Source organism: Streptomyces sp. NPDC017448, from assembly GCF_044330565.1.
Classification (GTDB): domain Bacteria; phylum Actinomycetota; class Actinomycetes; order Streptomycetales; family Streptomycetaceae; genus Streptomyces.
In genome coordinates this window covers 191,124-215,870 of the sequence record NZ_JBIRLM010000004.1, presented here as the reverse complement: position 1 = coordinate 215,870, position 24,747 = coordinate 191,124, and the positions used below count along the sequence as shown (strand labels likewise).

The 24,747-nt window shown below is 73.0% G+C and carries 20 protein-coding genes; 7 read left to right on the top strand and 13 right to left on the bottom strand.

The features are described from left to right. Positions 1 to 8: 8 nt before the first annotated feature. From ACH4K1_RS09975 to rsmH, 10 genes are all read right to left on the bottom strand, one after another. The gene (locus ACH4K1_RS09975) at positions 9 to 803 is read right to left on the bottom strand and encodes a cell division protein FtsQ/DivIB (RefSeq protein ID WP_398088197.1); all 795 of its coding nucleotides are present in this window, start codon (positions 801 to 803) and stop codon (positions 9 to 11) included. A gap of 62 nt (positions 804 to 865) precedes the next feature. Further along, positions 866 to 1,954, bottom strand: a complete 1,089-nt coding sequence (murG, locus tag ACH4K1_RS09970) for an undecaprenyldiphospho-muramoylpentapeptide beta-N-acetylglucosaminyltransferase (protein WP_228994164.1) — start codon at positions 1,952 to 1,954, stop codon at positions 866 to 868. A 6-nt stretch (positions 1,955 to 1,960) separates the two neighbouring features. Continuing rightward, a complete protein-coding gene (ftsW, locus tag ACH4K1_RS09965; protein ID WP_398088195.1) occupies positions 1,961 to 3,409 on the bottom strand; it encodes a putative lipid II flippase FtsW in 1,449 nt (482 codons plus the stop codon). 64 nt (positions 3,410 to 3,473) lie between these two features. Next, positions 3,474 to 4,916: a UDP-N-acetylmuramoyl-L-alanine--D-glutamate ligase gene (murD, locus tag ACH4K1_RS09960; RefSeq protein WP_398088193.1), complete on the bottom strand. Its 1,443-nt coding sequence runs from the start codon at positions 4,914 to 4,916 to the stop codon at positions 3,474 to 3,476. Next, positions 4,898 to 5,968: a phospho-N-acetylmuramoyl-pentapeptide-transferase gene (gene mraY / locus ACH4K1_RS09955; RefSeq protein WP_073769342.1), complete on the bottom strand. Its 1,071-nt coding sequence runs from the start codon at positions 5,966 to 5,968 to the stop codon at positions 4,898 to 4,900. Before mraY ends, murD begins: the two co-directional genes overlap by 19 nt. Next, positions 5,965 to 7,386, bottom strand: coding sequence for a UDP-N-acetylmuramoyl-tripeptide--D-alanyl-D-alanine ligase (gene murF / locus ACH4K1_RS09950; protein WP_398088191.1), 1,422 nt, complete (start codon positions 7,384 to 7,386; stop codon positions 5,965 to 5,967). The genes mraY and murF overlap by 4 nt, the downstream gene beginning before the upstream one ends. Before the next feature lie 4 nt (positions 7,387 to 7,390). Beyond that, positions 7,391 to 9,106 carry a UDP-N-acetylmuramoyl-L-alanyl-D-glutamate--2,6-diaminopimelate ligase gene (locus ACH4K1_RS09945; protein WP_374229097.1) on the bottom strand — a complete coding sequence of 572 codons (1,716 nt, stop codon included), beginning with the start codon at positions 9,104 to 9,106 and terminating at the stop codon, positions 7,391 to 7,393. A 40-nt stretch (positions 9,107 to 9,146) separates the two neighbouring features. Continuing rightward, complete coding sequence (locus tag ACH4K1_RS09940) at positions 9,147 to 11,123, bottom strand: peptidoglycan D,D-transpeptidase FtsI family protein (RefSeq protein ID WP_398088189.1); 1,977 nt, start codon at positions 11,121 to 11,123, stop codon at positions 9,147 to 9,149. Positions 11,124 to 11,127: 4 nt separating this feature from the next. Beyond that, positions 11,128 to 11,685 carry a septum formation initiator family protein gene (locus ACH4K1_RS09935; protein ID WP_398088187.1) on the bottom strand — a complete coding sequence of 186 codons (558 nt, stop codon included), beginning with the start codon at positions 11,683 to 11,685 and terminating at the stop codon, positions 11,128 to 11,130. Between the two features lie 49 nt (positions 11,686 to 11,734). Further along, positions 11,735 to 12,700, bottom strand: a complete 966-nt coding sequence (rsmH, locus tag ACH4K1_RS09930; protein WP_398088186.1) for a 16S rRNA (cytosine(1402)-N(4))-methyltransferase RsmH — start codon at positions 12,698 to 12,700, stop codon at positions 11,735 to 11,737. Between the two features lie 443 nt (positions 12,701 to 13,143). Between rsmH and ACH4K1_RS09925 the strand changes: the two genes are divergently transcribed. From ACH4K1_RS09925 to ACH4K1_RS09910, 4 genes are all read left to right on the top strand, one after another. Further along, on the top strand, positions 13,144 to 13,707 hold the full coding sequence (locus ACH4K1_RS09925; protein WP_398088185.1) for a beta-class carbonic anhydrase: 564 nt from the start codon (positions 13,144 to 13,146) through the stop codon (positions 13,705 to 13,707). A gap of 251 nt (positions 13,708 to 13,958) precedes the next feature. Continuing rightward, positions 13,959 to 14,996: an AAA family ATPase gene (locus ACH4K1_RS09920; RefSeq protein WP_398088183.1), complete on the top strand. Its 1,038-nt coding sequence runs from the start codon at positions 13,959 to 13,961 to the stop codon at positions 14,994 to 14,996. After that, entirely contained in the window at positions 14,996 to 16,363 is a 1,368-nt protein-coding gene (locus ACH4K1_RS09915) for a DUF58 domain-containing protein (protein WP_398088182.1), read from the top strand. The genes ACH4K1_RS09920 and ACH4K1_RS09915 overlap by 1 nt, the downstream gene beginning before the upstream one ends. Next, positions 16,360 to 18,780, top strand: coding sequence for a DUF3488 and DUF4129 domain-containing transglutaminase family protein (locus tag ACH4K1_RS09910; protein WP_398088180.1), 2,421 nt, complete (start codon positions 16,360 to 16,362; stop codon positions 18,778 to 18,780). The genes ACH4K1_RS09915 and ACH4K1_RS09910 overlap by 4 nt, the downstream gene beginning before the upstream one ends. Positions 18,781 to 18,947: 167 nt before the next feature. Here the strand turns inward: ACH4K1_RS09910 and ACH4K1_RS09905 are convergent, their stop codons facing one another. The 3 genes from ACH4K1_RS09905 to ACH4K1_RS09895 all read right to left on the bottom strand — a co-directional run bounded on the left by ACH4K1_RS09905 (position 18,948) and on the right by ACH4K1_RS09895 (position 21,047). Further along, positions 18,948 to 19,352, bottom strand: coding sequence for a DUF3040 domain-containing protein (locus ACH4K1_RS09905; protein ID WP_030117797.1), 405 nt, complete (start codon positions 19,350 to 19,352; stop codon positions 18,948 to 18,950). Between the two features lie 247 nt (positions 19,353 to 19,599). Next, complete coding sequence (locus ACH4K1_RS09900) at positions 19,600 to 20,358, bottom strand: methyltransferase (RefSeq protein ID WP_398088177.1); 759 nt, start codon at positions 20,356 to 20,358, stop codon at positions 19,600 to 19,602. A gap of 161 nt (positions 20,359 to 20,519) precedes the next feature. Beyond that, on the bottom strand, positions 20,520 to 21,047 hold the full coding sequence (locus tag ACH4K1_RS09895) for an SAV_6107 family HEPN domain-containing protein (RefSeq protein WP_398088175.1): 528 nt from the start codon (positions 21,045 to 21,047) through the stop codon (positions 20,520 to 20,522). 165 nt (positions 21,048 to 21,212) lie between these two features. On the opposite strand from ACH4K1_RS09895, the gene ACH4K1_RS09890 reads away from it, so the two are divergent. From ACH4K1_RS09890 to ACH4K1_RS09880, 3 genes are read left to right on the top strand one after another with little or no spacing between them, the layout of a single operon-like run. Next, the gene (locus ACH4K1_RS09890) at positions 21,213 to 22,013 is read left to right on the top strand and encodes an ATP-binding cassette domain-containing protein (RefSeq protein ID WP_398088174.1); all 801 of its coding nucleotides are present in this window, start codon (positions 21,213 to 21,215) and stop codon (positions 22,011 to 22,013) included. Continuing rightward, a complete protein-coding gene (locus ACH4K1_RS09885) occupies positions 21,985 to 24,072 on the top strand; it encodes a YhgE/Pip family protein (protein WP_398088172.1) in 2,088 nt (695 codons plus the stop codon). Before ACH4K1_RS09890 ends, ACH4K1_RS09885 begins: the two co-directional genes overlap by 29 nt. 53 nt (positions 24,073 to 24,125) lie before the next feature. After that, positions 24,126 to 24,737 (top strand): TetR/AcrR family transcriptional regulator, encoded by a 612-nt coding sequence (locus ACH4K1_RS09880; RefSeq protein WP_228994123.1) that lies wholly within the window; start codon positions 24,126 to 24,128, stop codon positions 24,735 to 24,737. Positions 24,738 to 24,747 lie beyond the last annotated feature (10 nt).

The window sequence follows — 24,747 nt, the reverse complement described above, 5'->3', positions numbered from 1 at the left end:
AATACCCGTCAACTCGCCGAAACCGCCGGGGCGGTGGGGGCGCTTACATCGAAGTGCCCCGCTTTGGGCGCCGCCTTCATCAGCGCGGCCAGGACGCGCCCCTTCACCGCTCCGCCCTCGCCGCTCCCCCAGGTCACCACACGGTCCCCGGTGAGCCGCAGGGAGATGTCGTCGTACGAGACGACACGCACCGCCTCGGCGTCCGCCGCCACGTCCTCGGGGAGGTCGCCGGCCACCCGGACCGCTTCACGCACCAGGCGGTCCTCGCCGAAACGGCGGAGGCTCGCGGACGGCTCGGGCTTCAACTCCAGCAGGGGCACGCCCTCGGGGGCCTTGTCCACGGTCGCGAAGCGCACGCCCTCGGCGTCCACCTCCACGAACTTCCCGCCCTTTTCGACCAGCAGGACCGGCTTCCGCTCGGCCACCTTGAGGTCGATGCCGTCCGGCCATGACCGAACGACGTCGACGGTGTCGATCCGCGGCAGCTTCCGGCGCAACCGGTGCTCCATGCCATCGGTGTCCACGGAGACCAGCGGGGCCCCGACCGGAGTGGCGGCAACCGCTTCCACCTCTTCACGGGTCAGCACCTCGACACCGCTCGTACGGACCTTCTCGACGCGGAACCACGAGGATCCGTAGAGCGCCCAGACCACGAACGCCGTGAGCAGGGCGGCCGCCACGCCGATCAGGACCAGCAGCAGGCGGCGGCTGATCCCGGACCTCTCGGGGCCGATGTGCGGCGGGCGGGCGGAGGTGTCCGTCCGCCCGGGCGCGCCGCGCTGGGCGGTCGTCGGTCCGGCCACGCTCGCTCCTTCGCCGGACCCGGGACGCGCGCCCCGGGTCCGCACCGCCTCGCGCCGCACGCCTAACGGCGCGAGGCGATCGCTTCGTACACCATGCCGACGAGCAGGTCGTCGGCGTCGCGCCGGCCGAACTCGGCGGCGGCGCGGGACATTTCGTACAGCCGGTGCGGATCCGACAGTACCGGCAGGACGTTGCCCTGCACCCATTCCGGGGTGAGCGCCGCGTCGTCCACCAGCAGGCCGCCGCCCGCGTTGACCACCGGCTGGGCGTTGAGCCGCTGTTCGCCGTTGCCGATGGGCAGCGGGACGTAGGCGGCGGGGAGCCCGACGGCGGAGAGTTCGGCGACGGTCATCGCGCCCGCGCGGCAGAGCATCATGTCGGCCGCGGCGTACGCGAGGTCCATCCGGTCCACATACGGTACCGGGATGTAGGGCGGCATTCCGGGCATGTTGTCGACCCGCGGCAATTCGTTCTTCGGGCCGACCACATGGAGGATCTGGATGCCGGAGCGCTGGAGCAGCGGCGCGACCCGCTGGACGACCTCGTTGAGGTGGCGCGCGCCCTGCGAGCCGCCGGAGACCAGCAGCGTGGGCAGGTTGGGGTCGAGGTGGAAGGAGGCGCGGGCCTCCGGACGGACCCGGGCGCGGTCCAGGGTGGCGATGGTGCGGCGCAGCGGGATGCCGATGTAGCGGGCGCCGCGCAGCTTGCTGTCCGGGGTGGAGACGGCGACCCCGTGCGCGTACCGCGAACCGATCTTGTTGGCCAGGCCCGGGCGGGCGTTGGCCTCGTGGACCACGATCGGCACTCCGGCGCGCTTGGCGGCCAGATAGCCGGGCAGGGCGACGTAGCCGCCGAAGCCCACCACGCAGTCCGCCTTGGTGCGCTCCAGGACCTGCTCGGCCGCCTTGATGGTGCCGCGCAGCCGGCCCGGGACGGTGATCAGCTCGGGCGTGGGTTTACGGGGCAGCGGGACGGCGGGGATGAGCGCCAGCTCGTACCCCCGCTCGGGCACGAGCCTGGTCTCCAGTCCGCGTTCCGTGCCGAGGGCAGTGATTCCCACGGTCGGGTCCTGCCTGCGCAGGGCGTCTGCGAGGGCAAGCGCGGGCTCGATGTGTCCGGCGGTCCCCCCGCCGGCGAGTACGACATGCACCGAAATTCACCGCTCTCCGGACGGGCGCTTCTTGCCGCGCCGTCTCATCGTCTTCCATCTCACCCCGGGCTTCCGCATGGCCAGGGCCATCTTCGCGGCGGGGTCCTCCCGTGCGAAGGCGATCATCAGCCCGACCGCGAACATCGTCGGCAGCAGGGCCGACCCCCCGTAGGAGAACAGCGGGAGCGGGACACCGGCGATCGGCAACAGGCCGAGCACCGCACCGATGTTGATCACGGCCTGGGCCATGATCCAGGTGATCACGCCTCCCGCGGCATACCTGACGAAGGGGTCCTCCGTGCGTCCGGCCACGCGGATACCCGCATAGCCTAGAGCCGCGAACAGGGCGAGCACGGACAGCGTCCCCGCCAGGCCCAGTTCCTCACCGGTGATCGCGAAGATGAAGTCGGTGTGGGGTTCCGGGAGTTGGCCCCATTTTTCCACACTCGCCCCCAGCCCGGAACCGAACCATCCGCCGGAGGCCAGCGCGTAGATTCCGTGGGCGGCCTGCCAGCAGCCCGCCTCCGGATCGGGTTCGCCGACGATGCCCATGCAGGAGAGCCGGGACATCCGGTTGGGGCTGGTCCAGATCAGCAGGAACGCCATGACGGCCGCGAATCCGAGCACCCCGGCGAAGAGCCGGGTGGGGGCGCCGGCCAGCCAGAGCAGGCCGAACAGGACCGCTGTGAGAATGATCGCGGTCCCCATGTCGCCGCCGAGCATGATCAGTCCGAGCAGCATGAAGGCGACCGGGACGAGCGGCACGAGCATGTGCTTCCACTGCGTCAGCAACCGCTTGTCCTGCTTGCGGGCCAGCAGGTCCGCCCCCCACAGGATGAGGGCGAGCTTGCCGAACTCGCTGGGCTGCAGCTGGAACGGGCCGCCGAGGTAGATCCAGTTCTGGTTGCCGTTGACCGACATCCCTATCCCGGGCACCTGGACCAGGACCATCAGGAAGACGGTGGCCATCAGTATCGGGTAGGCCAGCCCCCGGTGCAGTTTCACCGGCATGCGGGCGGCGACCGCCATCAGCACGCCCCCGATGACGGCGGCGACGAACTGCTTGCCGAAGAAGTACGTGGCGGGCTTGCTGATGTTCAACGCCTGGATCACCGAGGCGGAGTAGACCATCACCAGGCCCAGCACGGTGATCAGGAGGCTGGAGCCGAGGATCACGTAGTAGGCGGTCAGCGGCCGGTCCCAGGCCCGCCGTGCCCGCTCGTAGGCCCGGCGCGGTCCGCCGCCGCGCCCGGGGCGGGGGGCGCGGGCGCCCGCCCCGGCGCGTCCGGCGCCGCGGGGCGTCCCGGGCCGCCGGACCCCGGCGGCGAGCCGTCCGCGCAGGGCGGGACCGGGAGGCAGGGGCACGCCGGCGGGGGCGGGCGCCGCGGCGAGGAGGCGGGACGCCGGGGCCCGTGCGCTTCCCCGCCGTACGGCGGAACTCTCGTCGGCCGGCATTGTCGCTGTCCCCTCCACTGGTCGTGCCCGGGGCCCGTGACCCCGGGCGCGGAGGCCCGGTCGGTCAGGCGGTCTCGTCGGCGCGGGCGCGGACCGCGTCCGCGAACGCCTCGCCCCGCTTGTTGTAGTTGGTGAACATGTCCATCGAGGCACAGGCCGGGGCCAGCAGTACCGTATCGCCCGGCCGGGCGAGCTCGGCGGCCCGCGCGACCGCTTCGGACATCGCCCCAGTGTCGGTCCGGTCGAGGTCGACCACCGGGACGTCGGGGGCGTGTCGCGTCAGGGCTTCGTGGATCAGGGCCCGGTCGGCGCCCATCAGCACGACCCCGCGCAGCCGCTTCGCCGCGCCGGTGACCAACGCGTCGAAGGTGGCGCCCTTGGCCAGTCCGCCGGCGATCCAGACGATGGAGTCGTAGGCGGCCAGGGACGCCTCGGCGGCGTGGGTGTTGGTGGCCTTGGAGTCGTCCACGTAGGCGACTTCGCCGACGTCCGCGACGTGCTCGATGCGGTGGGCGTCGGGCCGGAAGGCGCGCAGCCCGTCGCGGACGGCGGCCGGCTCCACGCCGAAGGCGCGGGCCAGGGCGGCGGCCGCGAGGGCGTTGGCGATGTTGTGCGGGGCGGGCGGGTTCACGTCGGTGACCTCGGCCAGCTCCTGCGCCTGCTTCTGGCGGTCGGCGACGAACGCCCGGTCGACGAGGAGGCCCTCGACCACGCCGAGCTGCGAGGGGCCGGGGGTGCCGAGGGTGAAGCCGATGGCCCGGCAGCCCTCCTCCACGTCGGCCTCGCGGACGAGGTCCTCGGTGGCCGGGTCGGCCGCGTTGTAGACGCAGGCGACCGTGTTGCCCTCGTAGACGCGGCCCTTGTCGGCGGCGTACGCCTCCATCGAGCCGTGCCAGTCGAGGTGGTCCGGGGCGAGGTTGAGGACGGCGGCGGAGTGGGCGCGCAGGGAGGGCGCCCAGTGCAGCTGGTAGCTGGAGAGTTCGACGGCGAGCACGTCGTACTCCTGCTCGCCGAGGACCGCGTCCAGCAGCGATACGCCGATGTTGCCGACGGCCGCGGTGCGCAGCCCGGCCGCCTGAAGGATCGAGGCCAGCATCCGTACGGTGGTGGTCTTGCCGTTGGTGCCGGTGACCGCGAGCCAGGGGGCGGCCTTCCTGCCGTTGGTCCCCCGCAGCCGCCAGGCCAGTTCGACGTCGCCCCAGACCGGGACGCCCGCCTCGGCGGCAGCCAGGAAGAGCGGCTTGTCCGGCTGCCAGCCGGGGGCGGTGACGACGAGTTCCGTGGACGGCGGCAGGGTCGCGCCGTCGCCGAGGCGCACGGTGACGCCGAGCGCCTCCAGTTCGGCCGCCTGCGCGCGGGCGCGTTGGTCGTCGCCGTCGTTGACGACGGTGACGAGCGCGCCGCGCTCGTGCAGGGCTCGGGCGGCGGGGATTCCGCTGACGCCGAGCCCGGCGACGGTGACGTGCTTGCCCTGCCAGTCCACGGTGCTCACTTCTTGGCTGCCCATCCCGCGTAGAAGAGGCCGAGTCCGACGATGACGCACATGCCCTGGATGATCCAGAACCGGACCACGACGAGGACTTCGGACCAGCCCTTGAGTTCGAAGTGGTGCTGGAGCGGCGCCATCCGGAAGACCCGCTTGCCGGTCATCTTGAACGAACCGACCTGGATGACCACGGACATGGTGATCATCACGAAGAGGCCGCCGAGGATGGCGAGCAGCAGCTCGGTGCGGGAGAGGATCGCGAGCCCCGCGAGGGCGCCGCCGAGGGCGAGCGAGCCGGTGTCGCCCATGAAGATCTTGGCGGGCGAGGTGTTCCACCACAGGAAGCCGAAGCAGGCGCCCATCAGGGCGGCGGCGACGACGGCGAGGTCGAGCGGGTCGCGCACCTCGAAGCAGGCGTTGGGGTTGGTCAGGTTGTCCGCGTTGGCGCAGGACTCCTGGAACTGCCAGAGGCCGATGAAGGTGTAGGCGCCGAAGACCATCACCGAGGCGCCGGTGGCCAGTCCGTCGAGGCCGTCGGTCAGGTTCACGCCGTTGGACATGGCGAGGATCATGAACAGGGCCCAGACGCAGAAGAGCACCGGGCCGATCGACCAGCCGAAGTCCTCGACGAAGGAGATCCGGGTGGAGGCCGGGGTGTAGTCCATGGAGTTGGGGAACTGGAGCGAGAGCACCGCGAACGCGATGCCGACGATCAGCTGTCCGGCCATCTTCGCCTTGGCCCGCAGACCGAGCGAGCGCTGCTTGACGATCTTGATGTAGTCGTCGAGGAAGCCGACGAGTCCCATGCCCGCCATCAGGAAGAGCACGAGGAACCCGGAGTAGCGGATGTCCTCACCCGTGATGACCTTCGCGAGGAGGTACGCGATGATCGTCGCCAGGATGAAGGCGATCCCGCCCATCGTGGGCGTGCCCTTCTTGCTGCCGTGGGTGCGCGGGCCGTCGTCCCGGATGAACTGCCCGTACCCCTTGCGGGCCAGCAGCTTGATCAGCAGCGGGGTGCCGACCAGGGTCAGGAAGAGCCCGATGGCCCCCGCGAAGAGGATCTGCCTCATCGGCCGGCGACCTCGCCCTCGGTCGAGTTCTCCAGCAGTGCCTGGGCGACCTTCTCCAGGCCGACCGACCGGGACGCCTTCACCAGCACGACGTCTCCCGGGCGCAGTTCACTGCGCAACAGGTCGACGGCCGCCTGTGCGTCGGACACGTGCACCGACTCCTCACCCCACGAACCCTCGTTATATGCGCCCAGTTGCAGCCAGGAGGCTTCTCTCCCCCCGACAGCGACGAGCTTGCTGACGTTGAGCCGGACGGCGAGCCGCCCGACCGCGTCGTGCTCGGCGAGCGACGCGTCACCGAGCTCGGCCATCTGACCGAGCACCGCCCAGGTGCGTCCCCCGTCGGCCCCTCGGGCCTGGCCCATGGCAGCCAGCGCGCGCAGTGCGGCTCTCATGGATTCGGGGTTCGCGTTGTAGGCGTCGTTGACGACGGTCACACCGTCCGGACGCTCGGTGACCTCCATGCGCCAGCGGGAGAGGGAGCCCGCCTCCGAGAGCGCCTCGGCGATCTCGGTCACGGACATGCCCAACTCATGGGCGACGGCGGCCGCGGCGAGCGCGTTCGACACGTGGTGCTCACCGTACAGGCGCATGGTCACGTCGCTGCACCCGGTGGGTGTGTGGAGCTCGAAGGAGGGCCGCCCGTCGGGGGTCATCCGGACCTTCTCGCCCCGTACGTCCGCTTCGGGCGCTTCCCCGAAGAGCAGGACGCGAGCCTCGGTGCGCGAGGCCATCGCGCGGACGAGCGGGTCGTCGGCGTTGAGCACCGCGCAGCCGTCCTCGGGGAGGCCCTCGACCATCTCGCCCTTGGCCTGGGCGATGGCCTCCCGGCTGCCGAACTCGCCGAGGTGCGCGGAGCCGACGTTGAGGACCAGGCCGATGCGGGGCGGGGTCAGCTCGGTGAGGTACCGGATGTGGCCGATGCCCCGGGCGCCCATCTCCAGGACCAGGTGCTCGGTCTCGGGGGTGGCGGTCAGGGCGGTGAGCGGCAGTCCGATCTCGTTGTTGAGGGAGCCGGGCGTCCAGACGGTCGGGCCCTTGCGCTGGAGGAGCTGCGCGATCAGGTCCTTGGTGGACGTCTTGCCCGCGGAGCCGGTGAGGGCGACGACGGTGGTGCCGAGGCGTTCCACGGCGGCCCGGGCGAGGGCTCCGAGCGCGCCGACGACATCGTCCACGACGATCGCCGGAACGCCGACGGGACGGGCCGCCAGGACGGCTGCCGCGCCCGCCTCGACGGCGCGCTGGGCGTAGTCGTGGCCGTCCACCCGCTCGCCGGCGAAGGCGGCGAACAGGCTGCCGGGCGCGACCTCGCGGGAGTCGATGACGACGGGCCCGGTCACGGTGACCGCCGGGTCCGGTATGTCGTGCGTCTGCCCGCCGACGATTGCGGCGATCTCGGCGAGGGAAAGGGTGATCACTTGGTCATCCCTGACTGTTGTTCTCGTGGTGAGGGGCACGGTCGGCGCCGGGGTGCGCCAGGGACCGCTCGATGGCTGCGTGCAGGACCTCGCGGTCGTCGAAGGCCCGGATCACGCCGTGGATGTCCTGGCCCTGCTCGTGGCCCTTGCCCGCCACCAGGACGGTGTCGCCGGGCTCGGCGCGGGCGACGGCGGCGGCGATCGCGGCGGCCCGGTCGGCGTCGACCAGGACGTCGCCGCGCTCGTGGACGGGCACCTCGGCGGCGCCGGAGAGCATCGCGGAGAGGATCGCGAGGGGATCCTCGGAGCGGGGGTTGTCGGAGGTCAGTACGGCGGTGTCGGCGAGACGGGCCGCCGCGGCGCCCATCGGTCCGCGCTTGGTGGTGTCGCGGTCGCCGCCGCAGCCGAGGACGATGTGCACCTTGCCCTCGGTGACCTTGCGCAGGGAGCGCAGCACGGATTCGACGGCGTCGGTCTTGTGCGCGTAGTCGACGACGGCGAGGTAGGGCTGTCCGGCGTCCACCCGCTCCAGCCGGCCTGGGACGCCGGGGACGGCGGCGACGCCGTCCGCGGCGGTCTGCGGGTCGACGCCCGCCACGGCCAGCGTGACGATCGCGGCGAGGGTGTTGGCGACGTTGAACGGGCCGGGCAGCGGGGCCCGGGCGGCGATCCGCTCGCCCTGGGGGCCGACGGCGGTGAAGGTGCTGTCCTGGGGTCCGACCTCGACGTCCTCGGCATGCCAGTCGGCGTCCGGGTGGCCCTCGGCGGAGAAGGTGGTGACGGGGACGCCGGACTGGGTGACGAGCCTGCGGCCGTACTCGTCGTCGAAGTTGACGACACCGCGGTGGCTGCGCTCGGGGGTGAACAGCTGGGCCTTGGCCTGGAAGTAGTCCTCCATGCCGGAGTGGAACTCCATGTGCTCCGGGCTGAGGTTGTTGAAGACGGCGACGTCGAAGACGCAGCCGTCGACCCGGCCGAGCACCAGGGCGTGGCTGGAGACCTCCATGGCGACGGCCTCGACGCCGCGTTCGCGCATGACGGCGAAGAGGGCCTGGAGGTCGGTGGCTTCGGGGGTGGTGCGCTCGGACTTGATGCGCTCGTCGCCGATCCGCATCTCGACGGTGCCGATCAGCCCGGTGGGGCGTCCGGCGGCGCGCAGTCCGCCCTCGACGAGGTACGCGGTGGTGGTCTTGCCGGAGGTTCCGGTGATGCCGATCTGGAGGAGGCCGATGCCGGGCCGCCCGTAGATGTCGGCGGCCAGCTCGCCCATCACGGCGCGCGGATCCTCGGTGACCAGGACCGGCAGACCGGTGGCGGCGGCGCGTTCGGCGCCGGTGGGATCGGTGAGGACGGCGACGGCGCCGAGGCCCGCGGCCTGGGCCGCGAAGTCGGCGCCGTGGAGGCGTGCGCCGGGCAGGGCCGCGTACACGTCGCCCGGACGCACGGCCCGCGAGTCGTGCGTGATGCCGGTGACTTCGCCGTCCCCGGCCGCTTCGACGCCGAGCCGTCCGGCCAGCTCGCCGAGGGGGGTGGGCCGGAGCCGGTCCGGTCGGGGCGCTCCCGGGTAGGTCACAGGCGCGTCCTTCTGAGAGGTTTGGGACTGATCAGCGTGGGGCACGGCGGTGAGCGTACCGGGCCGGTGCGGGCTCTCGCGAAGCGAGGCTCCCCGGTTCCGGTGGTTCGCGTTCCGGTTCCCGGGGTCGGGGGTGATGGTTGTCACTGAGGGTTCCCTTGGAGGAGATGCTCGCGCATCTCCCTGTTCACTCGCCGGGTTCGAAGGACACCGGCAGCCGGGGCGGCTTGCTGCCGGACGGGGGGATCTGGAGCGACTTGAGCGCGAACTCCATGACCTGCTTGTAGATCGGGCCGCAGATCTGGCCGCCGAAGTAGCTTCCCTCGGTGGGGTTCTGGATCGCGCAGTAGACGGTGATCTGCGGGTCGTCGGCGGGGGCGAAGCCGGCGAAGGAGGCGGTGTAGCCCTTGTAGACGCCGCGGACGGGGTCGACCCGGTTGGCCGTGCCGGTCTTGCCCGCGACCCGGTAGCCGGGGATGGCGGCCTTGGTGCCGGTCCCCTCCCGGTCGTCCACGACGGACTCCAGCATGGCCGCCAGGGTCTTGGCGGTCTTCTCGCTGACCACCCGGGTCTCCTCGGGGGCTTCGGCCGGGGTGAAGCGGCCGTCGGAGCCCTTGGTGCCGCGGACGAGGGTGGGGGCGACCCGTACGCCGCCGTTGGCGACCGTGGAGTAGACCGAGGCGGCCTGGACGGCGTTGATGGAGAGGCCCTGGCCGAAGGGGATCGTGTACTGCTGCGAGGTCGACCAGTCCTTCGGATGGGCCAGCAGGCCGGGCGACTCGCCGGGGTAGCCGAGCCCGGTCTTCCGCCCGAGGCCGAACTTGCGCAGGTAGTCGTAGAGGACCTTGTTCGACTCCGCCTGGGTCTTGCCGAGCTGACCGGTCGCCAGGATGGTGCCGATGTTGCTGGACTTGGCGAGCACCCCGTTGAGCGTGAGGTACCAGGTGGGGTGATCGACGTCGTCCTTGAAGAGGCGGTCGCCCCGGTGCAGCCGGTTGGGGACGGTCACATGGGTGCCGGGAGCCGCGGCCCCCTCCTCCAGTACGGCGGCGATCGACATGACCTTGCTGGTGGAGCCGGGCTCGTACACGTCCTGGAGGGCCGCGTTGCCGAGTGAGGCGGAGGTGGCCTGCGAGAGGTCGTTGGGGTCGTAGCCGGGGGCGTTGGCCATGGCCAGCAGCTCACCGGTCCTGGTGTTCTGGACGATGACGTAACCGCGGTCGGCCTTGGACTTCTCGACCTGGTCGCTGATGGCCTTCTGCGCGGCCCACTGGATGTCGCGGTCGATGGTCAGCTCGATGTCGGAGCCGGGGACGGCCGGGACCTCGCTGCTGCCCGCGGTGGGCACCCGCCGGCCGCCGGCCTGGGCGTAGCGGATCTTGCCGTCCTCGCCCGCGAGCTCCTTGTCCAGCTGGGATTCGAGACCGCCCCCGCCCTTGCCGTCGGCGTTCACGAACCCCAGTATCCCGGCGGCCAGGCCCCCGTTGGGGTAGACGCGCCTGGTGGTCGGTTCCTGGAGGACGCCGGCCAGGACGTTGGCCCCGGGTCCGCCCTTCAGCCGGTCCTCGGACGCCTTCTCGGCGAAGGCGGCCTTGAGGTCCTTGATCTGCTTCCAGACCTGGGGGGTCTGCCGGTAGGCGAGGACGGTGTAGCGGCTCTTGGCCGAGAGCTGTTCGGTCAGCTTCCCGACGTCCTTGCCGAGGATCGGGGCGAGCAGGGCGGCGGCCTGCTGCGGGGCGTCGGGCGCCTTGCTCTCCTCGGGCGTGAAGAGCTTGGGGTCGGCCGTGATGTTGTGCGCGTCGACGCTGGTGGCGAGGGCGACGCCGTTGCGGTCGGTGATCTCGCCGCGCTCGGCGGCGACCGTGTACTCCAGGTAGCGGTTCTTCTCGGCCTTGGCCGCGTACGCGTGGGCGTCGACGGCCTGGACCTGGAGAAGCCGCGCCACGAAGGCGAGCATGACCAGCGTCAGCCCGAGGCCGACGAGCCGCAGCCGGGGGCGCGGGCTGCCCAGCCGCAGGGAGCGCGGCGCCTTCCCGCGCCGGGTGGCGCCGCCCGCCGGGGGCCGGGGGCGGCGGGTCTGCGGGCGCGCGCCGGAGCGGCCGGCCGAGCTGCGGGGGCGGGCCGGGCCGGGTACACGGCGGCGCGGCGGGTCCTTGGGCGGCACTGCGTCACCTGCCGGGGCTCGTCGGGGTCGGGCTGTTCTCCGCCGAGGGGGCGGCTGCGGGGTCGGGCGCCGGTGCGGAGCCGGGGGGCCCGGCGGACGCGCCGGCGGCCGAGGGGCCGGGGGCGGGCGCGTCGGGGTCCGCGGTGGCGTCGGCCGAGGCGCTGGGGCTCGGGGTGGGGCTCGGAGGCGGGGCGGTGGCCCTGGCGGGCTTGCCCCGGACCGTGCCGTCGGGGTTCAGGAAGGCGGGGCTGCCGCCGGGGACCATGCCCAGCTCCCGGGCGCGGCGTTCCAGGGCGTCGGGCTGGGAGCGGCTGTCGACGTCGCGCTGGAGGGCCTGCTGCTCGTCGGTCAGCTCGGTGGTCTCCCGCTTGAGTTCGCTCAGCCGGAACGAGCCCTCGTTGAGGGCGGAGTTCAGCAGGAGCAGGGTGATGAGGCCGCCGCCCAGGAGCAGGACGACCAGGAGGACGAAGGGGGTGCGGGCCGCGGTGCTGGGTCCGGTGGACGGCATCAGCCGGGCGAGCCGTGCGGCCCGCCCCTTCAGCGGTGCGGTGGGCCTGCTCACCGCACGGCCCCCGTGGCGCCGGGTGCCGAGCGACGCCCGGGCCGGGGGCTCATCGCTCCTCCTCGCGGATGCGCTGGGCGCCGCGCAGCCGGGCGGGGGCGGCGCGCCGGTTCTCGGCGATCTCTTCCTCGGTGGGCAGTTCGGCGCCCCGGGTGAGCTGCTTCAGGCGGGGCTGGTAGCGCTCGGGGACGACGGGCAGCCCGGGGGGCGCGGTGTTGGCGGAGCCGGCCGCGAAGACCTGCTTGACCAGCCGGTCCTCCAGCGAGTGGTACGAGAGCACGGCGATGCGCCCGCCGACGGCGAGGCTGTCGACGGCGGCGGGGACGGCCCGCTCCAGGACGCTCAACTCGCCGTTGACCTCGATGCGCAGGGCCTGGAAGGTCCGCTTGGCGGGGTTGCCGCCGGTGCGCTTGGCGGCCTGCGGCAGCGCGTCGCGGATCAGCTCGACGAGCCGGGCGCTGTTGCTGAAGGGCTCCTTCTCGCGCTCGCGCACGATGGCGGAGACGATCCGCTTGGCCTGCTTCTCCTCGCCGTACGCGCGCAGGATGCGGACCAGTTCGCCGGGCGGGTAGGTGTTGAGGACCTCGGCGGCGCCCATGCCGGTGGACTGGTCCATGCGCATGTCGAGCGGAGCGTCCTGGGCGTAGGCGAACCCGCGGTCGGCCTCGTCCAGCTGCATGGAGGAGACGCCGAGGTCGAACAGCACGCCCTGGACCTTGGGGACGCCGAGCCGGTCGAGGACCTCGGGGAGCTCGTCGTAGACGGCGTGGACGAGGGTGGCACGGTCGCCGTAGGGGGCGAGCCGCTCCCCGGAGAGGCGGAGCGCTTCCTTGTCGCGGTCCAGGGCGATCAGCCGGGCGGTGGGGAAGGCCGCGAGCAGGGCCTCGCTGTGGCCGCCGAGGCCGAGGGTGCAGTCGACGACCACGGGCTCCGGGTGGGCGGGGTCCTGGAGAGCCGGGGCCAGCAGGTCCAGGCACCTCTGGAGCATCACCGGGACGTGTCGGGTCTGGCTCAATGCGCCCTCTTTAGGGTCTGTCCCGCTCGGCCGGCACGTACGTCCTGGTCCCCGCCCGCTCCGAAGGGGAGGTCCGCCGGCGCCGGGGAAGTGGCGTCGGCCGACCGGGAGCGGGAGAGGGCCGGGCCGCACGTACGCCGCACATCACGGGGGGAAAACGGAAGATAACGGAATATGCAGGAGGTGCAGATGGTGCGGGTGGTGCGATGGGCGTGCGTACGGGGGTTGATGGTGACTTCGCGTTACTTTAGTCCACCCTGCCATTCGATCGATGCGCGATCAACGAACCGCGCAGCGCGTCGCGCCACCCGTACGGATGCGGCGACCCCACCCGAACGGGTGCGTCCGGATGCCCTGTGGGTTACCTCACAACAAGCCGCGTTGACGTTCTTTGTCCGCTCTCACAGCCCCTCGCGCCAGGTGGGAAGGCTACCGTCGTAGCCATGTCGACTTCCGCTCACTCCCCTGCCGAGTCCGTGACGTCCTCCGCTCCGGCGGTCCGCGAGGGAGGCCAGGTCACCGACCGCCTCGTCGCGTTGAACTCCGCGTACGCCAAGGACTTCCGCGACCCGGGCATGGACGCCCGCCCCGTCCTCCAGGTCGCCGTGGTCGCCTGCATGGACGCCCGCCTCGACCTGCACGCCGCGCTCGGCCTCGAACTCGGCGACTGCCACACCATCCGCAACGCGGGCGGGGTGGTGACCGAGGACGTGATCCGCTCGCTGACCATCAGCCAGCGGGCGCTCGGCACCCGCAGCGTGGTCCTCATCCACCACACCAACTGCGGCCTGGAGTCCCTCACCGAGGAGTTCCGCAACGACCTGGAACGCGAGGTGGGCCAGCGGCCGGCCTGGGCGGTGGAGGCGTACAAGGACGCCGACCAGGACGTGCGCCAGTCGATGCAGCGGGTGCGGACCTCGCCCTTCCTGCTGCACACCGACGACGTGCGCGGGTTCGTCTTCGACGTGACCACCGGTCTGCTCCGGGAGATCGACTCCGTTTCCTGAACGGGCCCCTCCCGCGGCCCGGTCCTCAGCCGCACCTCACCCGCGCGCCGCCGCGCCCCGCAGCGCCGGAATCATGACAGACACCGCCTTTTCCCCCCCACTTGTCCACGGGCGAGTGACACGAAGCGGTGACGCCAACAAGAATGCGGGGATGGCGTTCCCCGGGTCTTCCGGCGGAGTGTCCGTTTCTTCGGGGTGGGCCGCGCGGGTACGCGCGGCGGCCCCTGCGCAAAAGGGCCGAGGAGGGCCGGGTGACCACCTATGACGATCGAGCGAGCCTCACTGATCTGACCACCACCGCTGAGCGGGTGCGCAGGTCGGTGGAGAGTGTGATCGAGGGCAAGCCCGAGGTCGTGCGGCTGTCGCTGACGGTGCTGCTCGCCGAGGGGCACCTCCTCATCGAGGACGTCCCCGGCGTCGGCAAGACCATGCTGGCCAAGGCGCTGGCGCGGTCCATCGACTGTTCGGTGCGACGCATCCAGTTCACGCCGGACCTGCTGCCCTCCGACATCACCGGTGTGTCGATCTTCGACCAGCAGCGGCGGGACTTCGAGTTCAAGCCGGGCGCGATCTTCGCCCAGATCGTGATCGGCGACGAGATCAACCGCGCCTCGCCGAAGACGCAGTCGGCGCTCCTGGAGTCGATGGAGGAGCGCCAGGTCACCATCGACGGGCACACCTACGAACTGCCCGACCCGTTCATGGTGGTGGCCACCCAGAACCCGGTGGAGATGGAGGGCACCTACCCGCTGCCCGAGGCCCAGCGCGACCGTTTCATGGCCCGGGTCTCCATCGGCTACCCCGGCCCGGAGGCCGAGCTCCGGATGCTCGACGTGCACGGGAGCCTCTCCCCGCTGGACGACCTCCAGCCGGTGGCCCACGCCCACGACATCGTGAAGCTGATCGACGCCGTCCGCACGGTGCACGTCGCCGACCCCGTGCGGCGCTACGCGGTGGAGCTGGTGGCCGCCACCCGCAGCCACCCCGACCTCCGGCTCGGCGCCTCCCCGCGGGCGACGCTGCACCTGCTGCGCGCCGCGAAGGCGTCCGCCGCGCTCAGCGGCCGCGACTACGTCCTGCCGGACGACGTCCAGGCGCTGGCCGCCCCGGTGCTGGCGCACCGGCTGCTGCCCACCGCCCAGGCCCAGCTGAACCGCCGCACGGCGGAGCAGGTGGTGGCGGAGATCGTCCAGCGCACCCCCGTGCCGACCTCGGCGGGCGGCGCCGCGCCGCCCGGGCAGCAGGGCCGCGCGCTGTACCACCAGCAGCCCGGTCCCCGGCGGCTGTGATGGTGGCCGGCGAGCCCGGCGCCGTCGAGGACGGCGACCGCAAGGGCGGCCTGCGCACGGCGCTGGGCGGGCTGACCACCCGGGGACGCTCGTTCCTGGCCGCCGGTCTGGCCGCTTCCGCCTGCGCGTACGTCCTGGGCCAGGGCGATCTGCTGCGGGTGGGGCTGCTGCTCTCCGTGCTGCCCCTGGTCTGCGTGACCGTGCTCCACCGCACCCGCTACCGGGTCACGGGAACCAGGCGGCTCTCCCCCTCCCGGGTACCGGCGGGCGCGGAGGCCCGGGTGCACCTGCGGATGGAGAACGTCTCCCGGCTGCCCACCGGGCTGCTGATGCTCCAGGACCGGGTGCCCTACGTACTGGGTCCGCGCCCGCGCTTCGTCCTGGACCGGGTGGAGGCGGGGGGCCGCCGCGAGGTCTCCTACCGGGTCCGCTCCGACCTGCGGGGCCGCTATCCGCTCGGTCCGTTGCAGCTGCGGCTCGGCGATCCGTTCGGGATGTGCGAGCTGACCCGCTCCTTCAGCGCGTACGACACCCTCGTCGTCATCCCGCGCACGGCGCCGCTGCCCGCGTTGCGGCTGGCGGGCGAGGCGTCCGGGTACGGCGACGGGCGCCAGCGTTCGCTCGCGCTCGCCGGTGAGGACGACATCATCCCGCGCGGCTACCGGCACGGCGACGACCTGCGCCGGGTCCACTGGCGCTCCACCGCACGCCACGGGGAGCTGATGGTGCGCCGTGAGGAGCAGCCGCAGCGGGCCAGATGCACGGTCCTGCTGGACACCCGGCGGATCGGCTACCGGGGCGCCGGGCCGGACTCGGCGTTCGAGTGGGCGGTCTCGGGTGCGGCTTCCGCCCTGGTGCACATGGTGGAGCGCGGCTTCGCCGTCCGGTTGCTCACCGACGACGGGAACGCGGTCCCCGGCGAGGGGACCAGTGGTTTCGCGGGCTCGACCCAGGAGTCGGCGGACTCGGCGGGGCTGATGCTCGACACGCTCGCGGTGGTCGGCCATTCCGACGGCGGGGGCCTCTCCCGCGCCCACGGCGTGCTGCGCGGCGGCGACGAGGGGCTGCTCATCGCCTTCTTCGGCGATCTGGACGAGGAGCAGGCCGCGGTGGCGGCCCGGATGCGGCAGCGCGCCGGTGCGGGGGTGGCCTTCGTGCTGGACAGCGCCGTCTGGGCCGGTGAGGCGGGCGCGGCGGGACGGGCCGAGGAGCGGCTGCGGCGGTTGCGCGAGTCCGGTTGGACCGCGGTGCCGGTGGAGCCGGGCGACGAGCTGCCCGACGTGTGGCAGGCGGCGGGCGGGATGCGCCCGGACACGCCGACCGCCCCGAGCGGCGGCGCGACGGGATTGACGGGAGGACGGTCATGAGCGGGCGGGCCAGGCTGGCGCTGTGCGCCTACGCGGCGACACTGCTGGCGGCGGGGGCGCTGATCCCGCTGGTGGAGCAGGCCGGTTGGCTGGTGCAGGCGGCCGTGCTGCTCGGCGTCCAGAGCGGGGTGGGCGCGCTCATGCGCCGGGCGCCGCTGGCCAGGACGCCGGTCGTCGCCGTCCAGGCCCTGGTCACCCTGGTGCTGCTGACGCTGGTGTTCGCCCGGGACCGGGCCCTGTTCGGCGTGGTGCCGGGGCCCGACGCCCTCATGCGGCTCGGCGAGCTGCTGGTGGCCGGCGGGGAGGACGTCGGCACGTACGCGATTCCGGCCCCGCTGACCGACGGCATCGAGCTGATGGTGGTCGGTGGTGTCCTCCTGATCGGTCTCGCGGTGGACGCGGTGGCGGTGACCTTCCGCAGCGCGGCCCCGGCCGGGCTGCCGCTCCTGGCCCTGTACTCGGTCGCGGCCGGTCTCTCGGACGGCGGTGCGAGCCCGCTGTGGTTCGTGCTGGCGGCCTCCGGTTATCTGCTGCTCCTCCTGGCGGAGGGCCGGGACCGGCTCTCCCAGTGGGGCCGCGTCTTCGGCGGCGCCTCGCGGAGCAAGGGCGGTCTGAGCGAAGGACTGTCGGGGGCGGGCGGCAGGTCCTCCCCGGTCCGCACCGGGCGGCGGATCGGGGCGGTGGCGCTCGGCGTGGCCCTGGTCGCCCCGCTGGCCCTGCCCGCCCTGGACGAGGGGCTGCTGGGCGGCAGCGGTCCGGGGAACGGCCGGGGCAGCGGCGGCGGCACCATCTCCGCCGTCAACCCGCTGGTCTCGCTGCAGAACAACCTCAACCAGCCGGAGAACCGGGAGGTGATGACGTACCGCAGCAACATCGAGAACCCGCAGGACCTCTATCTCCGCATCCTGGCCCTGGACGAGTTCAACGGCAGCGAGTGGCGCTCCTCCACCCGCCGGCTGACGGACGTCCCGGACCGGCTCCCCCAGCCCGAGGGGCTGGGCGGGGACGTCTCCGTCACCGAGGTCCGGACGAACATCTCCGCCTCGTCCTCCTACCAGCAGACGTATCTGCCGCTCCCCTACCCGGCGAGCGAGGTCCGCATCGGCGGCCGCTGGCGGTACGAGCCCGAGGGCCGCACCCTGGTCGGGGACGACGGGCAGACCACGCGCGGCGCGCGGTACGAGGTCGGCAGCCTGGTCGTCGAGCCCACGGCCGGACAGCTCGCGGCCGCGGGCGCGCCGCCGGAGAAGTTCCTCAGCGAGTACACGCGGGTTCCCGGCTCGCTGCCGGACGTGGTGGCCGAGACCGCCGAGCGGGTCACCAGGGGCTCGGCCAACGCCTACGAGCGGGCGGTGAAGCTCCAGGACTGGTTCGCCTCGGAGGGCGGTTTCACGTACGACACGTCGGTCGCCTCGGGGACCGGAACGTCCGCCATCGCGCGGTTCCTCCGGGACAAGGAGGGCTTCTGCATCCACTTCTCGTTCTCGATGGCGGCGATGGCCCGGACGCTGGACATCCCGGCCCGGGTCGCGGTGGGCTTCACGCCGGGCACCATGCAGTCGAACGGGGCGATCTCGGTCGGACTGCGTGACGCGCACGCCTGGCCCGAACTGTATTTCGAGGGCGTCGGGTGGACCCGTTTCGAGCCCACCCCGAGCCGGGGCAGCGCCCCGTCGTGGACCCGGCCCGAAGTGCCCACGGACCGTGCGAGCGACGCGGCCGAGCCCTCGGCCGCGGCCTCCACCGAGCCGTCCGCCGCCCCCTCCACCGACAGCAGCTGCCCGCCGCAGTTGCGCCAGGAGGCCGGGTGCGGCCCCTCGCCGGAGCCGGGGGCCGCGCTGCCGACCGACCGGGGCGTCTCGGGCTGGAAGGTGCTGCTGGTGGCCCTCGCGCCGGTCGTGGTGCTGCTGGTGGTGCTGGCACCGCTGCTGTGGCGGAACCGGGCGCGGAACGGCCGGCTCGGCACCGGGGGGTGGGCGTCCGCGGACGCCGCCGCCGCGTGGACGCTGGGCGCCTGGCGAGAGGTCACCGACACGGCCTGGGACCACGGCATCGCGCCGGACGAGTCGCTGACGCCCCGGAAGGCGGCGGCCAGGATCGTGCGGCTGGGCCGGCTCGACACCGGGGCGGCCGAGGCCGTGCACCGGGTCGCGGGCTCGGTGGAGCAGGTGCTGTACGCCCCCGAGCCGCGCCCCGCGGCCGGACTGGCCGCCGATGTCCGCGCGGTACGGGCGGGGCTGGAGGCGTCGGCGGGCCGGGGCGGCCGGCTGCGCGCGATGTTCCTCCCCCGATCGTCCGTCCGGGTGGTGTGGGCCCTCACGGAACGCCGGGCGGCGCTCTCGGAGCGGTGGGCGGGCCGTCCGGGGGCCGAGCGCTGGTCGGCCCGGCTGCTCCGCCTCTCACGCCGGCACGGCTGAGGCGGGCGGGGCGGGGCGGGGCGGGGCCTTCGCCGCACGCCGCTGCGGCCGAGGCCCCGCCCTACGACGGGTGAGGGGCGGCCACGTTTCCGTGGCCGCCCCTCACCCGTCGTCCCGTACCTGACTCCACCGCCCGGCCCTGTCGGGAAGGGCGGGGCCGTGGCGTCCTACTGGCCCTGCTCGTCGCGGCGGCGCTGCCACCGCTGCTCGATGCGGTTCATCATCGACCGGCGTTGTCTCGGTCGGCGGCTCGCACCGCTGTCCCCGCCGCCCGCGGCGGCCGGCTGCTGTTCACCGGGCTTGGGCGCCTTGCGCCATCCGGTGACCGCGAGCACGGCACAGCCGAGCATGACGAGGAACCCCACCACGCTGATCCAGATCTGCTGGGCGACCATTCCGGCCATGAGGAGCGCGATACCCACCAGGAAGCCTGCGACCGCCTGGTAGACCCTTCGTCGGGTGTACGTACGCAGTCCGCTTCCCTCGAGCGCTGTCGCGAACTTGGGATCTTCGGCGTACAGCGCTCGCTCCATCTGCTCGAGCATGCGCTGCTCGTGCTCCGAGAGCGGCACGGGATCCTCCTCGTCGTCGGCCGCGGGGGCGACCGGTATGCGGCCCTTCCAGGATAGGCAGGGATTCGCCCCCGTGAAACCCGCCCTCTAGCCTTCAGCCAGTCCGGACCGCTATGTCGGCTCGGCTGCTGAGGCGTAGATTCCCCGACGACCGTTCCGCCATGCCGGATGGTGTCACCCGATCATACGGGGCGCGCGCCCCGTACGGGGGTCCTGAGTCCGACTCCGTCCGATGCTGCGTTGCTGATCAGCGGCGCTTCTCGCCCAGGACGTGGAGCTGGGCCGCGACGGAGTGGAAGGCGGGCTGCTCGGCCACGGCCGCTTCGAGCGTGAGAAGGGCCTCCAGGGCGCCGGGCTCGGTGTCCACCAAGGCGCCCGGCACGAGGTCGGCGAAGACCCGCACGCCGTGCACGGCCGCGATCTCCAGACCGGCGTCGGAGACCAGGCCGGAGAGCTGTCCGGCGGTGAACCGGCGGGGCACCGGGTCGCCCTCGCCCCAGCGGCCGGCCGGGTCGGTGAGCGCCTGGCGGGCCTCGGTGAAGTGTCCGGCGAGCGCGCGGGAGAGGACGGCCCCGCCCAGTCCGGCGGCGAGCAGGCTGAGGGCGCCGGAGGGGCGCAGCGCCGCGACCGCGTTGCGCACGCCCTCGGCCGGGTCGTCGACGTACTCCAGGACGCCGTGGCAGAGCACCGCGTCGAAGCCGTCGCGGTCGACGACGTCGAACAGGCCGAGGATGTCGCCCTGGACGCCCCGGACCCGGTCGGCCACCCCTGCCTCGGCGGCGCGGCGCTCCAGCGCGAAGAGCGCGTTGGGGCTGGGGTCGACGACGGTGACCCGGTGGCCGAGCCGGGCCGCGGGCACGGCGAAGTTGCCCGTGCCGCCCCCGGTGTCCAGGACGTCCAGGGCATCCCTGCCGACCGCCTGGGCCTGACGGTCCAGAGCGTCCTTGAGGACCTCCCAGACCACGGCGGTACGAAGGGAGGCGCGGGGGCGCGGCTGGTCCGACACGGCAGATGACTCCTCGACACGGTGCCGCCGGGGACGGCGGAGCGTGGACAGTGCGGTGGTGATGTGAGCGGTCACCACCCTATGGCCTCGCACCGCCGTCGAGGGCGCGGCGTTCGCCCGCCGCCGCCGACCGGGGGGCGGCGGGCGGCGGCGGGCCCCGGTCACCCGCCCTCGGGCCGCTCCGCACGCGGTTGCGGTAGGGCCGGCTGGAGCACCAGGAGCCGTTCCACCAGGCGCAGGAACATGGCGGCGTCGCGCAGCACGTCGTCGGCGTCGCGCCCGCTGGCGGCTCCCGGCATGCCGGCCTCCGCGCGGGCCCTGCGGTCGGCCCCCGCGGCGAAGAGGGCGCTCCACTCGGTCAGCTCCGGCGCTATCTCCGGAAGGACCTCCCAAGCGCTGCGGATGCGCTCGCGGCGGCGCTTGGTCGTCTCGGGGCGGCCCCGGGCGGCCAGCACGGCCGCGGCGGTGCGCAGGGCGGCGAGGTGGGCGGTGGCGTACCGCTCGTTGGGTTCGTGGAGCACGGCGGCCTCGTCGAGGCCGGAGCGGGCCTTGGCGAGCAGGTCGAGGGCGGCGGGCGGCGCCGTGGCGCGGCGCAGGACGGGGTGGACATCGCTTGCCGGACCGGTCAGTGAGGGGGCAGGGCTGCCTGCGCGGCGCCGCGGGACGGCGGCTGCGGACGAGCTGGCCATGACGAACCTCCTGTCGTCGTGTGACGGCTTCGTGGCCGTCTGTGTCCATGGTGGCAACCACCACTGACAATCGGTTCTCCTACCCTGCTGACCTGCCACTTTGCCTCGGGCGCACGTTCGGGCTAGTTTTTGCACTGACTAGTCAGTTCATAAAGGGGAGGGTCTGTGGAGAGCCCGCACGGTGCGGCGGTCGCCGCCGAGAGCTTGGGAGTGAAGGGGCCGCGGGGCTGGGCCTTCCGGGACGTGACGTTCAGCGCCGCACCGGGGACGCTGGTGGCCATCGAAGGACCGTCCGGTTCGGGCCGCACCTGCCTGCTGCTCGCACTGACCGGCCGTATGCGCCCCACCGAGGGCCGCGCCGAGACCGGTGGCCTGCGGCTGCCCAAGCAGGCCGCCGCCGTCCGCGCGATCGCCGCGCTGGGACCGGTGCCGATGGTCAGCGAGCTGGACCCGGCCTTCACGGTCGCCGAGCACCTCCGCGAACGCGCCCTGCTGCAGAACCGCTACGGCGCCTCCCTGCGCGGCCTGCTGCGCCCGCGCGCCGAGCGCCGGGCCGCGGCGCGGGCGCGGATCGACGAGGCGCTGGAGGCCGCCGGTCTCGACGTCACGGCGCTCCCCAAGGCGGAGCGCACCTCCGTACGGGATCTGGAGCGGTTGGAGGCGCTGCGGCTGTCCGTGGCGCTGGCGCTGATCTCCACGCCGCGCCTGCTCGCCGTGGACGACGCCGACCTCAAGCTGTCGGACGCCGAACGCGAGCGGGCGTGGGCGCTGCTGCGCTCGGTGGCGGACTCCGGGACGACCGTGCTCGCCGTGTGCAGCGAGGCCCCCGAAGACGCCCTCACCGTCCGCACCGCCCACGCGACCGGCGCCCCGGCCCCGGCCGGGGGGAAGACGGCCGCACCCACCGACGACCCGACCACCGACGAGGAGACGGCCGATGCGTTCGCCGAAGCTGGCCGCGCTTGAGCTGAAGCGGTTCGGCAGGGGGAAGCTGCCGGCCGCCGCGCTGGTGGCCCTGCTGCTCCTGCCGCTGCTCTACGGCGCCCTGTACCTGTGCTCGTTCTGGGATCCCTACGGGAAGCTCGACAAGCTGCCCGTCGCCCTGGTCAACGACGACAAGGGGGCCACCAGCGACGGCGAGCGCCTGGCGGCCGGGGACGAGATCAGCGAGAAGCTGCTCGACTCCAAGGTGTTCGACTGGCACGAGGTCGGCTCCGCCGAGGCCGAGAAGGGCGTCGAGGAGGGCACGTACTACCTCTCGTTGACGATGCCGGCGGACTTCAGCGAGAAGATCGCCTCCAGCGGCGGGGACTCCCCCGAGACCGGCGCGCTCCAGGTGCGGACGAACGACGCCAACAACTACATCGTCGGCCAGATCTCCCGGACCGTCTTCGGCGAGGTCCGCAACGCCGCCTCCACGAACGCCTCCCGCTCCTTCCTGGACCGCATCTTCATCAACTTCTCCGACCTGCACGACAAGACCGCCGAGGCGGCCAAGGGCGCCGACGACCTCAAGGGCGGCATATCGAAGGCCAAGAAGGGCTCCAAGGACCTCGCGGACGGCCTCAAGGACTCCAAGGCGGGCAGCAAGAAGCTCTCGGACGGCATCGTCAAGCTGAACCAGGGCTCGCGCGAACTCGCCACGGGCTCCGGCCAGGTCGCCGGGGGCACCCAGCTCCTGGCCGACAAGGTCAACGGCATCGCCGGTGACATACGCCCGTTCTTCAAGGACAACGGGAAGTCCATCCGCTCCACGGCCGTGCTGGTCGCCGACGCCTCCGCGGCCGTGCGGCACAACCTCGACCTGCTGGTGAAGAGCGCGCCCACCGCCGCCTCCGGTGCGCAGAAGGCGGCCGACGAGCTGACCGGGATCCACCGCACGCAGTGCGAGGAGGCCGAGGAGCCCGACGCCACGGCCTGCCCGGCGCTGGAGCGCGCCAAGGCCGCCGCCGTCGACGCGGCGAAGGTCGCCGCCGACGTGAACACCCTGGTCACCCACCAGAACGGCGACCTGAAGAAGCTGAGCACCCAGCTCGCCGCCTTCCAGAAGCAGGCCGAGGACCTCGCGAAGCGCGCGCCGACGCTGGACGACGACCTGGCGGCGGCCGTGAGCAAGGTCAACGAGCTCAACACCGGCGCCCACAAGGTCGCCAAGGGCGCCCGGGCGCTGCACACCGGACTCGGTGGGGCCCAGACCGGTTCCAGCGAACTGGACACCGGAGTCGGCAAGTTGAAGACCGGTGCGGAGAACCTGGACGGCGGGCTGTTCCGGCTCGGCGACGGTTCGGCCGAGCTGGCCCAGGGGCTCAACGACGGCGTGGGCAAGATCCCCGACTACGACAAGAAGGACCGCGACGCCCGGACCGACGTCATGGCCGACCCGGTCAAGCTGGCCTCCCAGTCGCTGCACGCGGCCCCGAACTACGGCACCGGCTTCGCCCCGTACTTCATCCCGCTGTCCCTGTGGGTCGGCGCGATGGTGGCGTACATGCTGATCCAGCCGCTCAACCGGCGGGCGCTCGCCTCCGGGGCGTCCTCCTGGCGGATCGCGCTCGCCGGGTGGCTCCCGGTCGCCGCGATCGGCACCCTCCAGGTCGGCGCCCTGATGGCCGTCCTGCACTGGGGCCTCGGCCTCCAGATGACCCACGCCGCCGGGACGATCGGCTTCCTGGCCCTGGTGACCTGCTGCTTCGCCGCGATCGTGCAGTGGCTGAACGCCTGCTTCGGGGCGGCCGGACGCATCCTGGTGCTGGTGGTGCTGATGCTCCAGCTGACCTCGGCCGGGGGTACGTACCCCGTCCAGACCAGCCCCGGCTTCTTCGGCGCGATCCACCCCTACCTGCCCATGACGTACGTCGTCGAGGGGCTGCGCAGGCTGATCACGGGCGGACCGCTCACCCCGGTCTGGCTGGGCTGCGCGGTACTGGCGGCCTTCACCGTCGGCGCGCTCGCCCTGACCGCCTTCACCGCCCGCCGCAAGCAGGTGTGGAGCCTGAGCCGGCTGCACCCGGAGCTGAGCCTGTGAGCGCGCCCGCGGTCGAGCCGCCGGGCGCCCCGGCGCCTGGGAGAATCCCCTCCATGGAAAGCAGTGGCACCACCCGCCGCCAGGCCACCCGGCAGAAGCTCTACGAGGCGGCGGTGACGCTCATCGCCGAGAAGGGCTTCTCGACCACCACCGTCGACGAGATCGCCGAGCGGGCCGGGGTCGCCAAGGGCACGGTCTATTACAACTTCAAGAGCAAGACCGAGCTGTTCGAGGAGTTGCTCCGGCACGGCGTGGGGCTGCTCACCGCCTCGCTGCGGGCCGCCGCCGAGGAGTCCGAGGAGCGCGGCGGCACCCGGGTCGAGGCGCTGGACGCGATGATCCGCGCCGGGCTCGCCTTCATCGACCGCTACCCGGCCTTCACCCAGCTGTACGTGGCCGAGCTGTGGCGCACCAACCGCGCCTGGCAGTCCACGCTGCTGGTGGTGCGCCAGGAAGCCGTCGCGGTGGTCGAGGGCGTGCTGCGGGACGGCGTGGGCAACGGCGAGCTGAGCGAGGAGATCGACATCCCGCTGACGGCCGCCGCGCTGGTGGGGATGGTGCTGGTGGCGGCGCTGGACTGGCAGGCGTTCCAGCCGGAGCGCTCGATCGACGAGGTGCACTCGGCGCTGTCCCTGCTGCTGCACGGGCGGGTCAGCGGCCGCTGAGGTCCCCGCC

Bases quoted from the DNA above. Each gene is read 5' to 3' on its own strand.
- ftsW (WP_398088195.1), bottom strand. From the start codon at position 3,409: ATGCCGGCCGACGAGAGTTCCGCCGTACGGCGGGGAAGCGCACGGGCC.
- murD (WP_398088193.1), bottom strand. From the start codon at position 4,916: ATGGGCAGCCAAGAAGTGAGCACCGTGGACTGGCAGGGCAAGCACGTC.
- mraY (WP_073769342.1), bottom strand. From the start codon at position 5,968: ATGAGGCAGATCCTCTTCGCGGGGGCCATCGGGCTCTTCCTGACCCTG.
- ACH4K1_RS09925 (WP_398088185.1), top strand. From the start codon at position 13,144: ATGTCGACTTCCGCTCACTCCCCTGCCGAGTCCGTGACGTCCTCCGCT.
- ACH4K1_RS09915 (WP_398088182.1), top strand. From the start codon at position 14,996: ATGGTGGCCGGCGAGCCCGGCGCCGTCGAGGACGGCGACCGCAAGGGC.
- ACH4K1_RS09910 (WP_398088180.1), top strand. From the start codon at position 16,360: ATGAGCGGGCGGGCCAGGCTGGCGCTGTGCGCCTACGCGGCGACACTG.
- ACH4K1_RS09895 (WP_398088175.1), bottom strand. From the start codon at position 21,047: ATGGCCAGCTCGTCCGCAGCCGCCGTCCCGCGGCGCCGCGCAGGCAGC.
- ACH4K1_RS09885 (WP_398088172.1), top strand. From the start codon at position 21,985: ATGCGTTCGCCGAAGCTGGCCGCGCTTGAGCTGAAGCGGTTCGGCAGG.
- ACH4K1_RS09880 (WP_228994123.1), top strand. From the start codon at position 24,126: ATGGAAAGCAGTGGCACCACCCGCCGCCAGGCCACCCGGCAGAAGCTC.